18 protein-coding genes and 1 pseudogene are annotated in these 10,764 nt (G+C 38.5%); 16 read left to right on the top strand and 3 right to left on the bottom strand.

Going from position 1 to position 10,764, the window contains the following annotated elements; all coding sequences use genetic code 11:
* From CPT76_RS40975 to CPT76_RS38140, 7 genes are all read left to right on the top strand, one after another.
* Window positions 1-489 (top strand): class I SAM-dependent methyltransferase (locus tag CPT76_RS40975; RefSeq protein WP_258169048.1); only part of this gene is annotated, 489 nt, incomplete at its 5' end.
* A gap of 10 nt (window positions 490-499) precedes the next feature.
* Complete coding sequence (locus CPT76_RS33575) at window positions 500-892, top strand: VOC family protein (RefSeq protein WP_308737724.1); 393 nt, start codon at window positions 500-502, stop codon at window positions 890-892.
* Between the two features lie 64 nt (window positions 893-956).
* Entirely contained in the window at window positions 957-1,319 is a 363-nt protein-coding gene (locus CPT76_RS33570) for a VOC family protein (protein WP_105445990.1), read from the top strand.
* A 124-nt stretch (window positions 1,320-1,443) separates the two neighbouring features.
* Window positions 1,444-1,605, top strand: a complete 162-nt coding sequence (locus tag CPT76_RS38145) for a hypothetical protein (protein WP_163879033.1) — start codon at window positions 1,444-1,446, stop codon at window positions 1,603-1,605.
* A gap of 143 nt (window positions 1,606-1,748) precedes the next feature.
* Window positions 1,749-2,810 carry a CHAP domain-containing protein gene (locus tag CPT76_RS33565; RefSeq protein WP_105445989.1) on the top strand — a complete coding sequence of 354 codons (1,062 nt, stop codon included), beginning with the start codon at window positions 1,749-1,751 and terminating at the stop codon, window positions 2,808-2,810.
* A gap of 81 nt (window positions 2,811-2,891) precedes the next feature.
* The gene (locus CPT76_RS33560; RefSeq protein ID WP_105445988.1) at window positions 2,892-3,071 is read left to right on the top strand and encodes a hypothetical protein; all 180 of its coding nucleotides are present in this window, start codon (window positions 2,892-2,894) and stop codon (window positions 3,069-3,071) included.
* A gap of 49 nt (window positions 3,072-3,120) precedes the next feature.
* The gene (locus tag CPT76_RS38140; protein ID WP_181153223.1) at window positions 3,121-3,279 is read left to right on the top strand and encodes a hypothetical protein; all 159 of its coding nucleotides are present in this window, start codon (window positions 3,121-3,123) and stop codon (window positions 3,277-3,279) included.
* A 172-nt stretch (window positions 3,280-3,451) separates the two neighbouring features.
* Here CPT76_RS38140 and CPT76_RS33555 read toward each other — a convergent pair whose 3' ends face one another.
* Window positions 3,452-3,652 carry a hypothetical protein gene (locus CPT76_RS33555; protein WP_105445987.1) on the bottom strand — a complete coding sequence of 67 codons (201 nt, stop codon included), beginning with the start codon at window positions 3,650-3,652 and terminating at the stop codon, window positions 3,452-3,454.
* Between the two features lie 217 nt (window positions 3,653-3,869).
* Entirely contained in the window at window positions 3,870-4,097 is a 228-nt protein-coding gene (locus CPT76_RS33550; protein WP_105445986.1) for a DUF6199 family natural product biosynthesis protein, read from the bottom strand.
* Window positions 4,098-4,951: 854 nt separating this feature from the next.
* Here CPT76_RS33550 and CPT76_RS33540 point away from each other — a divergent pair.
* The 6 genes and pseudogenes from CPT76_RS33540 to CPT76_RS33520 all read left to right on the top strand — a co-directional run bounded on the left by CPT76_RS33540 (window position 4,952) and on the right by CPT76_RS33520 (window position 8,590).
* Window positions 4,952-5,515, top strand: coding sequence for a GNAT family N-acetyltransferase (locus CPT76_RS33540; protein WP_105445984.1), 564 nt, complete (start codon window positions 4,952-4,954; stop codon window positions 5,513-5,515).
* A gap of 28 nt (window positions 5,516-5,543) precedes the next feature.
* Window positions 5,544-5,674: pseudogene (locus tag CPT76_RS36875) on the top strand (IS1595 family transposase); the annotation flags it as partial.
* Between the two features lie 79 nt (window positions 5,675-5,753).
* Window positions 5,754-6,422: a methyltransferase family protein gene (locus CPT76_RS33535; protein ID WP_219845491.1), complete on the top strand. Its 669-nt coding sequence runs from the start codon at window positions 5,754-5,756 to the stop codon at window positions 6,420-6,422.
* Between the two features lie 287 nt (window positions 6,423-6,709).
* Complete coding sequence (locus CPT76_RS33530; protein WP_105445983.1) at window positions 6,710-7,129, top strand: GNAT family N-acetyltransferase; 420 nt, start codon at window positions 6,710-6,712, stop codon at window positions 7,127-7,129.
* Between the two features lie 287 nt (window positions 7,130-7,416).
* The gene (locus tag CPT76_RS33525) at window positions 7,417-7,857 is read left to right on the top strand and encodes a pentapeptide repeat-containing protein (RefSeq protein WP_105445982.1); all 441 of its coding nucleotides are present in this window, start codon (window positions 7,417-7,419) and stop codon (window positions 7,855-7,857) included.
* Window positions 7,858-8,095: 238 nt separating this feature from the next.
* Window positions 8,096-8,590 carry an NUDIX domain-containing protein gene (locus CPT76_RS33520; RefSeq protein ID WP_105445981.1) on the top strand — a complete coding sequence of 165 codons (495 nt, stop codon included), beginning with the start codon at window positions 8,096-8,098 and terminating at the stop codon, window positions 8,588-8,590.
* Between the two features lie 40 nt (window positions 8,591-8,630).
* Here the strand turns inward: CPT76_RS33520 and CPT76_RS33515 are convergent, their stop codons facing one another.
* Complete coding sequence (locus tag CPT76_RS33515) at window positions 8,631-8,963, bottom strand: AraC family transcriptional regulator (protein ID WP_308737718.1); 333 nt, start codon at window positions 8,961-8,963, stop codon at window positions 8,631-8,633.
* A 114-nt stretch (window positions 8,964-9,077) separates the two neighbouring features.
* On the opposite strand from CPT76_RS33515, the gene CPT76_RS33510 reads away from it, so the two are divergent.
* The 3 genes from CPT76_RS33510 to CPT76_RS33500 all read left to right on the top strand — a co-directional run bounded on the left by CPT76_RS33510 (window position 9,078) and on the right by CPT76_RS33500 (window position 10,751).
* The gene (locus CPT76_RS33510) at window positions 9,078-9,305 is read left to right on the top strand and encodes a cupin domain-containing protein (RefSeq protein ID WP_258169047.1); all 228 of its coding nucleotides are present in this window, start codon (window positions 9,078-9,080) and stop codon (window positions 9,303-9,305) included.
* Between the two features lie 226 nt (window positions 9,306-9,531).
* Window positions 9,532-10,089 (top strand): GNAT family N-acetyltransferase, encoded by a 558-nt coding sequence (locus CPT76_RS33505; RefSeq protein ID WP_105445979.1) that lies wholly within the window; start codon window positions 9,532-9,534, stop codon window positions 10,087-10,089.
* 83 nt (window positions 10,090-10,172) lie between these two features.
* On the top strand, window positions 10,173-10,751 hold the full coding sequence (locus CPT76_RS33500; protein WP_105445978.1) for a histidine phosphatase family protein: 579 nt from the start codon (window positions 10,173-10,175) through the stop codon (window positions 10,749-10,751).
* The last annotated feature ends 13 nt before the right edge of the window (window positions 10,752-10,764 follow it).

The following is a 10,764-nucleotide window of genomic DNA, read 5'->3' as shown; positions in this document are numbered from 1 at the left end:
CAGCATTTGACGGCGTGCGGCCTGTCAGCAAAATTGATCTGTTCTCCCATGGAAGAAGAGTGTGGCATACCCGCAGATTATTTTAACGTTGTTTATTCAATTTACGCCATAGGCTGGACAACCGACCTTGAAGGCACTTTTTGCCGGGTCGCTTCTTATTTAAAAAAAGACGGCATATTTATTTTCAGCTGGTCTCATCCTATACACCGATGTGTTGTTCAAGAAAATAATAGATTTGCTATTAACAAGCCTTATTTCGATGAATCCTGGTATTCGGTATCTCCAGATTTTTGTCAAGGCGAACTAACCTTATCTGATCGTAAACTATCGACCTATATCAATGCGTTGGCGAAAGCAGGGTTTGTTATTGAACAAATGATTGAAGAAACTGACAAAGAAATCATACAATTGCACGATGCAAATGATGATTTGGTAAAAAGAGCGAAGATGTTTCCGGTAACCTTCGTGATCAAAGCAAGAAAACTTTAAAAAATGGGGGCTGATTAAGATAAACATCAATCGTTTAGATCATTTAGTTTTGACTGTTTCGAATATTGATCAAACATGTGAATTTTATTCTCGGGTCTTAGGAATGCGAACGGTAACATTTGGAGAAGGACGAAAGGCGTTGCATTTTGGGCAGCAGAAAATAAACCTACATGAAGCAGGCAAAGAGTTTGAGCCAAAGGCGAAAATGCCTATGCCAGGCACTGCTGATTTATGTTTTATAACAGACGATCCTATACCCGATGTCATACGCCATTTAGAATATTGCAAAGTAATGATTGAGGAAGGTCCTGTATTGAGAACAGGGGCATTAGGATCGATTACGTCGGTTTATCTTAGAGATCCAGATGGAAATTTAATCGAAATCTCTACTTACAATTCGTGAATATGAGAACGTTACATGTATGAACGAAGCGATATATTAAAAAAATTTCAAAAGGAGCATTGATATGATAAAACGATTTCATCATGCCCAAATCACAATTCCGAAGGGAAAAGAAGAAGAGGCCAGGAACTTCTATTGTGGAATTCTCAAATTGGAAGAAATCTCAAAACCGGAATCATTAGTCGGTCGAGGCGGCTTTTGGGTTCAGGTAGGAGATCAACAACTACATATTGGAACAGAAGATGGAGTGGATCGTTTACAAACGAAAGCCCATCTAGCGTATGAAGTGGAAAATTTAAAAGAAATGGAGAAGCTGCTTAACAATAATGGTATTGAGATACTGGAATCTATAGCAATACCAGGATATGAAAGATTTGAATTCAGGGATCCATTTGGCAATCGGGTTGAATTTATTAAACCAATTTAAAAATATGTAATCTCAAAGGCATTTTAAAGGTGAAATTAAGAAGTACATGATCTGAGGTGTTACAAAGTTTCTTCGTTTAACAAAGTGTTGCAGCGTCGATTTAACAAAAATAAGGAGTTAATTTATGAATAATAGTGAATTCACTGTTGGCTGGGGAACACTTGCATTAATTAATGCAGGATTAGCACAAGGAAAGAACAGAAGCGGACTTCATTGGTTTCTAATATCATTATTAATTGGACCATTAGCAACGCTATTCATCGTGGTATGGGATAGGAAAGATTAATGGCTTTGTAGGGAATATCGAGAAAGTTAGAATAACAGGAGGATATATGACAACAGATGATCTTCTAGGGTTCGTAGATTAACGGAACGTTAAAGAGAATCAGCGTACATCCTAACGGCGCATTAAAACATGGAGGCGATGCTTTGAATAACAAACGGCTGGATAGCATTCGTATTCTTGTTCAAGAGATGATCGGTTCATTGGATAGTGAATTACAGCGACAGGAAGCTTGTGTTCAGTTATATGGAGTGTCCAGCACTGCCTCGCTGCTTGCAAAGAGAAGGGATCAAAATCAAGAAATTGCAGCCATTAGTGGCCTTCTTCATGATTATTACCGCTTTAATACTGGAATCATAGAATTCCCTGGCATCAATAGTGCAGAAACCGTAAGACCGATTTTAAGAGAGATGAAGGCCTTTACTACAGAAGAGCAGGTCACAATTTTACGGGCAATCTTTTATAGAGATTACAGAGATCGGACCCATGGCCCTCTTGATGAAATCATTAAGGATGCATATGTTCTGCATTTGTATTTTCAAAATCCGGGTTGTATCGTGCAGCAACAAGATGCCGACAGACTGCAGAAGGTTTTTCGTGAACTGGGAATCCCGGGAGATTGCATAGTTGAGAAGAGCAACCAAGAAGAAATTGTTTTTAGTAACGTAGATAAACGAATGAGAATGGCTGAAATTGCTGAAGACCTGGGGAGAGCAAACATCATCGGATTGCCTGGAGATCAGCGATATCGGAAAATTTGTAAATATTGGCCGGATCGAGCCATCTATCAAGTTTTACAGAGTAGTTGGTGCGCTGCTTTTGTGTATCATTGTTGTTTTGAAGCTGGATTTTTAATGCCGATCCGATACCCTAATGGTAAATATCGACTTGCCGGTGTAGGAGCGTTACTCGAATGGGCACAGTTACCTGAAACTGGTTTTTTTCATATTGATAAGCATAACGGCTTTACTCCCCAACGTGGCGATATCGTGATCTATGAAAAATTACTATCTAATGATTCACATGACCACACGGGGATTGTACTGGCTTGCAATGATAATGAAATTTTAGTCGCCGAAGGGAACAGGGATAATCAGAACTACTCCAGTGTTTTTTACAGAGATAGGTGGCATTGTATATTAGGGTATATCCGGATAGATAACAACTATGAATATCAATTTAATGATACTTACAACCCTATCCTATGAATATGAACTCATTGCTGAATGTTTCGAAAAAGTCTTGATATCCGATAACATGAATGTTGAAGGTTCCAAAAGGAGGAATGTATGCGGCTATTTGAAGCGCTTTTGTACATTTCCTGCTTAATGATGCTGAGTTCCCTGGTTTTCGCGAAAAAAGCGGTTCGTAAAAATTTGGCGGCGGCCATTTTGGGCGTGATCAGTTTAGGCCTTTTGGCGGCTCAACTGCTTGTGGAGGGATACCGCTGGCAGATGGGGATCGTATAAGCGTCCTACACGGACGACCGGGTCAAGGCGGGAATCGATATGGACGGGAATGACGGGGGGAGTTAAGGGAAGCCGAGGCGCGGAAATCGTCAATCGGTACGTGCTGGAATTTTTCGACGAGCATTTGAAGGGAAATGCCGGAACGCTGCTGAAAGGGCCAAATGAGGCGTACCCGGAGGTTCAATTTTACGGCAACACAAGCCAATAAGTTAGAGAGGGGGCATGGCGGCCTCTTTGAGGCTGCGGTTCTCGCCATTACAATATATTAGTCTTGCCGAATATGGACAATCGTGAGGTTGGGCCAGGTCTTATTCCAGTTTTTGTTGCGCGAGACGAATGAGATCTTGTTCTGATCGGATATCATTGACTCTTTTCATTTTTTACTTCTTTTTTTTGAAGAAATCATACTTGATCACAAAATCAAAGAGAGCCGTAATTGCAATTGCTCCAAGCGGAATCATTAAGTATGCCCATGGCGGATGATTTGGAACTTCACCAGGGGGTGCTTCAATTAAAATCCCATAAAGGACAATACAGTAAATAATGGCCACCACAATACCTGTTACGTTTCTATTTTTCATAGCTGTTTTTCACCTCCAGGCTGAACATCATTTCATGTCTCGGCGGGGCATTCGTCATGCCGGTTACAGAGTATATAAGAGACGATCAACCCTATCGTATCGGTACCCTTGGCTTTTGTACGATCGCTTTTGGCAAACTATACTTATATGAACGGATAAATAAGAGGGACAAAGGGATTAGACTCGGCTCGTATAAATAACTTGGCTTACTGAGAGCTTAATATATGAATATTAGTAGAATTCCAAGTGCAAAGAAAAATGAACCAATCACGATCGCAATAAACCCACCGAATTTTCGGGCTTCAATGTAGGCATCACTTGGCTCGGAGTCATCTTTTACTTTCCACGCTTCATTCATATTCCAACCAAACGTGGGTTTAATGTGACTAAGGATACCGAGTGCAATAAATATAGCACCGAAAACAATGAAGGTTGCTTGAACCATGTGTAAATCAGCTCCTTTATATATAAGACGCTTAGGAGTTACTTGTCCGCTTAACAAATACTGACTAATTGACGGACGATGGGCGAACGCAACCCTACCTGTTTATTGAGTTGGGGGTTCCGCGGTCGCCAAAAAGTAGGCTCCAATTAACCCGATTTCGATAATTACAAAAATGAGCACTACCAGCAGTAAAAATTTTTTTACCACTCATGTTATTACCTCCCGAGGCAGAAGTTAGATTGTCCAAGACGTCGGGGCCGCCAAATACACAGATAAGCACGATCAAGATCACAAGTTTTTTACCATTCATGGATGCACCTCATTATAGACCTTAGCAAAAAATAAGGTATTTAATCCATCAATAACCACTAACGATGAATCATCCATAAGGATAGAGGTAATGACGCAGTAGAGTCAGAAGTCGGAACAAATACTATTCGTTCTTCTTTTGTATCAGTTTCTCAATGTAAATCCAAACATAGTATGTAATCCAAAATGCAATCATGGCTAGTAGTGCAAAAGACTTTTTATCGTCTGGAAGAGTGAAAGCCAGGATGATTGCGAGAAGGAGGAACGGTGGTAAAAGGGTAAAGTATTTCTTTTTATGCAATTTAACTATCTCCTTAATATTAATTGGTTATAAATTACATTACCACTAATAACAAATTCTGGGGAGTGTTTTGAATATAACGATGTGTCTGATGAATTTTGGTAGGACATGTAGGTCTAAGCAAATAGGCACGTCAGTGCCTAATATTTGGGACTGACGCCCCTCTGTTATCCAATGTATAATCATGGAAGATGTCCCAGATGACACAAGAGGCTATAAAAACCCATAAACCGGAGGATCCAATATGTCTTTTAAAGATGCATTTACTTCTTTCCCTAAGCTTGAAACTGAAAGATTTATATTGAGAGAATTACGTTCGGAAGATGCCGAGGCATACTACAGTTATTTCTCAGATCATGAAGTAACAAAATACTGGGGATATCAAGGGCCCAAAAATATCGAGACAGCCTCCAAGACATTTACGCGTTTTCAAAATGCATTTACTAGAAAAGAAATGATCACTTGGGGAATAGCTACGAAAGAAGAGGATCAAATTATTGGGACATGCATATTGAACGATTTTGTGAGAGGATCCATGGTTAACTTATCCTACAACTTATCAAGAGATTATTGGGGGAAAGGAATTATGACCGAAGTGCTCAAAGCGATTATCCCTTTTGCCTTTAATGAGCTGGATATGAATCGAATACAAGCTAAAGTCATGCCGGAAAACCATTCGTCTGTAAAACTTTTATCAAAGGTGGGTTTTGTACAGGAGGGTTTGCTTCGGGAATATATATTTGGTGAGTTCATTACGGATACATGGATATTCTCAATGCTGAAGAAAGATTTTATTATAACCGCGTAGCTGCGGCTTTTTTGTTTGGCTCTGTTAAAAAGGTGTAGCAAGTAAATACCTTGACAACTATTTAGCTTGGTTCTTGTTGTAGATAAACAAGGACATGAATCCACTAAACCGAATATTAAAGATATGATTCTAACTTCATTCATTTTCGAGATGACCTAAATCTTTAAAACTATTCGCACATCTAATTTCCCAATATAGTTTTGACCTATTTAAACAATAGCTTAAAGAGGTGAGTATTTTGATAAGTAAAACAATTTATCTTAAATTGATAGTATTTTTCATCATAATATTTTTGTTTCTATTTTTGCCATCTGGGTCGTGGTTTGGTTTTTGGGAAGCATGGATTTATTTTATTGTTTTTTTTGCCCCAACGTTAATTATTACCGCATATTTTATGAAAAGGGACCCAGAGCTAATGGAACGAAGAAGCAAGGCTGAGGAAAAAGAAAAAAATCAAAAAATATTTCAAACAATTTCTGGTTCTTTATTTTTTATCGGTTTATTAATGATTCCGAGCTTAGATTACCGTTTTAATTGGTCTAATGTTCCAACTTATATTGTATTACTTTCAAATTTTATAGTGTTATTAGGATTTCTCATTGTTTTCTTTGTTTTCAAAGAGAATACCTACACGTCTGCCATAATTGAAGTAGCAGAGAATCAAAAAGTAATAACGACTGGTCCGTATAAGTTAGCCCGCCATCCTATGTACTCTGGAGCTGTGTTGGTTATACTATTTACTCCTCTTGCGTTAGGTTCGTGGTGGGGGTTGATTCCAGCAATATTTATTACTATCTTTGTAATATTCAGGCTTTTAGATGAAGAAAAAGTTCTATTAAAAGAATTGCAAGGATATGACGTTTATTGTCAGAAAACCCGTTATCATTTGATTCCATTTATTTGGTGACTGAAAGCCACATAGTTAGTGGCTTTTTTAAATGATTATATTTCAACAAGAGCCTTTTGTTTAAAAATATATCCGTATTTTTAAGGATGTTCAACTTCAAGGGAAGCAACTCAACAGACAACCCTGCACCGACTACCCGCTCTGCTGCCGGCCAACTCGCACTTATTTACCCCATAGATCTTCCATGTGTATTTCATTCGCGAGATTCTGTTGCTTGAAGGGGTTTCACCCTATCCTTTATTATGTTTATATAACTCATAAATTTTTGTAGATAGGAGATTGATCTTATAATTATCAGAGAAGCAAGTAAAATAGACTACCCTCAGTTAAGACAAATATATCTTGAATCACGCCGCAAGAGCTTTCACTGGGCAAATGCAGAAGAAATGAATTTAGATGATTTTGATAGAGATACAACTGAGGAATATATACTATTAGCTGAAGAACATTCCCGAATCCTTGGTTTCGCATCTTTATATTTACCTGAGAACTTTATTCATAATTTATTTGTACACCCCGATTTTAGCGGTAAAGGGGTTGGTACTCAATTAGTTAACCATGCTATAGAAAAAATGGGCAAGCCCGTAAGATTAAAGTGTGTATCAGAAAATCATAAAGCATTGGTTTTCTATGAAAAAAGTGGATGGAAAAAGGTTGTTGAAGAAGGAAAACCCGGAGAGACGTATTGGGTTTTAATATATGAATAATAAAAATATGGAGGTCTTTAGTAAGAAGATCGTTTAGCGGGCTGACGTCTTGTCTTTATTCGAAGAAGCGGGCCCGTTACATCACACTTCGGGGCTGACGCCCCTTGGTTGTCAGATGTATAATCATGGAAGATGGTTCAGACAACACACGACCCGGCCTAAGATAGGAGTTATCTAAGGCCGGGTCGCTTCGTTCATACGGGAGATGTTATTTGAAACCAGTAGGAACCTTTTATTAAACATCATTGAAATTCACATACAAACCTAAATTGAAAAGGAGAATGAGCATGGGATTAGAAGTTGCAAAGATGGAATTGGAGATGAAAGACATTTCAGGATCTAAGTTCAAAGAAGTTAATGCGGAGGGTTTAGACTTTGATAATGTTAACTTATCAAAGTCTAAGATTAATAATGCAAATATGAGTGGAATGACTTTAAATGACGTTAATGCTAGTGAAGTTGATATTAGAAATGCTAACCTATCCGCGACTTCAGTTCAGCATGCGAATATGAGTCATATGAAGGTAGATCATGTACACCTATTCGGGACAGAGTTTGTAAATATTGTTTTACCTCAGGAAGGTGACAAAAATTATGATCCAAATGGAGATTATAAGCCTATAGTGTTTCATAATTGTAATCTGAGCAATATGGAGATAAATAACTGTGACATTACCGGCCTAAAGATCAACGGGATATTGATAGAAGAGCTGCTTAAGAACAAATGATAAACTTTTTGTGAGTAACTCGAAGACGGCACTGGCACACAGATAACATATTATTCACGCTGCGGATCGGCATACGCTGATCTTTGCTTCGCCCGGGGAGATGAGCAGGGGAGCTGAATCAGGTGGAAACATCGATCTCCCTAAGATAGGAACATTCTAAGGAGGATCGACTTCGTGAATACGAGAGCCTCAGGTAAAAGTAACAAATATTCACCAATAACTTATTGAGGTGTCATAGATGATTAGAAATACAGCACGGGCACTGATTGTTCAAAACGGACTGTTATTCGCGATAAAAAAAGAACGTCCTGAAATTGGAGTGTATTATACTTTGCCAGGAGGGGCTCAGGAGATAGGCGAAACGATAGAGCAGACATTACAACGTGAATGCTTAGAAGTACTAGGAATTGATGTCGCAGAACACAAGTTTATTTGTATTAGAGAATACATATCAAAAAATCATGAGTACTCTTTTATCATGAAGGAAGTACATGCAGTAGAGTTTATTTATGAATGCAGGATCAAAGCGACTGATACTTTTGTCAGCTCACAGGCTGATGTTGGACAAATCGGAACGGAATGGATATCCATTGAAAAAATAAAACAAGATATATCCGAGTCAGACCGATTATCAAAAACTTATCAATTCCCTGAAACAACAAAGGACTTTTTTAGAGAATACTTTAGAGATCAGGGCTTGGAACTATATCGAAGTAAGAATTATGAAAGTTAATCATAACCATCAAGGCAGCGAAGCTTGTTTTCTTGCTGCACTATAACCCTTTTACAGGTATACATATCTCGCAATAATGGTTATACAACATATCACCAATGTATCTTTCGAATATGGGTTTGTTGTCTATTTGATATCCACTACTATTTAACGCAGGAAAAATATCAGCCCACGCTTTTTGAATATCCTCGGCTGTATGCTTCACCTTATAGGTAACATAATGTCCACCATCGAGTTCGGTTTCGAAAATGCTATTATCCGTGTCTTCTAGCCGATAATCGTCTGGAATAACAATACAAGCATCATAACGACAGTTCTCAGGAGGTGTAGATTCCGGATTATCTTGGGCAATCCCAAGTAATGCCACCGGCACCTGGATATACCTCTTTAAGATAAAGAGCAATCAAGTGCTGACACGCCATCGGCATACTGGAGGATCTGTCATAGGATACAACATTCAGGGACAATGGAGATACGAAGGACGTCATTGGATGGCGAAACCAGGAACCTTATTTTTGAACCGCCTGGGGATATTCATACACTTATTACTGAAGATGAAGAGGTCATTACTTTATTCATTTTGGGCGGATCTTTGCAGTATTTCGATCAAGACAATGTAGTTATTGGTCAAGATGATATTTTCACAGTACTCAAAAAATATAGAGATTATTGTGATGAGAATGGAATCGAAGTGCGTGAAGATCTTGTTTATTAGGAGTTGAGGTGCTTAAGACAATGAACCAATTTCAAATATACGGTGAGAATAACCAGTACATGATGATTCAATTTGGGAAATTACACGGATTTCGGCATACCACCTCTCATTCAGGTGGTTATGATACAGAGAGCTCAATAAAAATTAAAAGTGGAAGTTACTGTGCCTCAGGATCCGTTTGAGGACGAGCCATTCTTTTTATATAAATAACAGGAGGGAAATGACTATGCAGCAATTAAACAGAGCATTGGAAAGTGACAGGCTTTACCTTCGGCCGCTTGTAAGTGAAGATTCCGATATGTATTACCCGAACATGTTGAACGAAGAAGTGAGGAGATTGACGGGAACCCAAAGAGTATTTTCAAAACAGATGATCGACAATTATATTGAAGAAATACAGAATGAAACGGATCGTATTCATTTATTGATCGTTCTTAAAGAGGAAGATCGTATTATTGGAGAAGTTGCACTACAGGATATAGATTATGTAAATCGCAATTCCAATATACGGATAGCCTTATTTAATCAAGCGGATTTTAGCAAGGGATTTGGAACGGAGGCTCTAAAATTATTAATGAATTATGGCTTCGGAGTGCTGAATCTACATAGGATTGAACTGAACGTATACTCGTATAATGCAAGAGCCATAAAAGCATATGAAAAGTTAGGATTTATACAAGAGGGAATCCAGCGAGAGGTTCTCTTTTATAACCATGAGTACCATGACTCCATTACAATGAGTATTTTAGAGAATGAATTTCGAAAAAGCGAAGGAATTAAATAACACCATATTCAATCGGCTGGGCCGTATGGGATTGCTAGAGTAAAGAGCAGTACCAATTTTGGAACTGTTCCAGGGGAGTGTTTATGAAAACCTATATCTATATGGTGAGGCATGGCGAATCACCTAAGCTCGAAGGAAGCGAAAGAACACGTGGGCTGACGGACAAGGGAAAGTTGGATACGATCAGGGTTACAGAGTTATTGATGAACGAGGGAATCGATACGTTTGTTTCAAGCCCGTATAGCAGGGCGATGTTAACGATTGAAAATTTAGCACGTGCTCAAGGCAAAGAGATCATCGTTTATGAAGACTTGAAAGAACTGGTCTTTTTAGACGAAGATCAAATTGTACCTGAGCAGGATTTGATACCAACAGTAAGGAGGATGTTTTCTGAGCCGGATTTTTCGCTGCCGGGAGGAGAATCTCTTGAGTATTGCCAAAGGCGGGTAATTGCGACTTTTAAAGACATATTGAACCGATACAAGGGGCACAACGTAGTAATCGGAACCCATGGGTTGGTCATGACGTTAATGATGGGGTATTTTGATCCACAATATAACTTGGAATTTTTATTAGGAACTTCAAAACCCGATATTTACAAGATGGAATTTGATGAAAGGATGTTTCAAGGATCAAAAAGATTGTGGACAGATCCATTTTGATCGTTTAATTTCG

It is taken from the genome of Paenibacillus sp. AR247, from assembly GCF_002968895.1.
GTDB lineage: Bacteria > Bacillota > Bacilli > Paenibacillales > Paenibacillaceae > Paenibacillus_AQ > Paenibacillus_AQ favisporus.
Note: the sequence above shows the minus strand (reverse complement) of the source record. Positions and strands in the feature narration are given on the sequence as shown.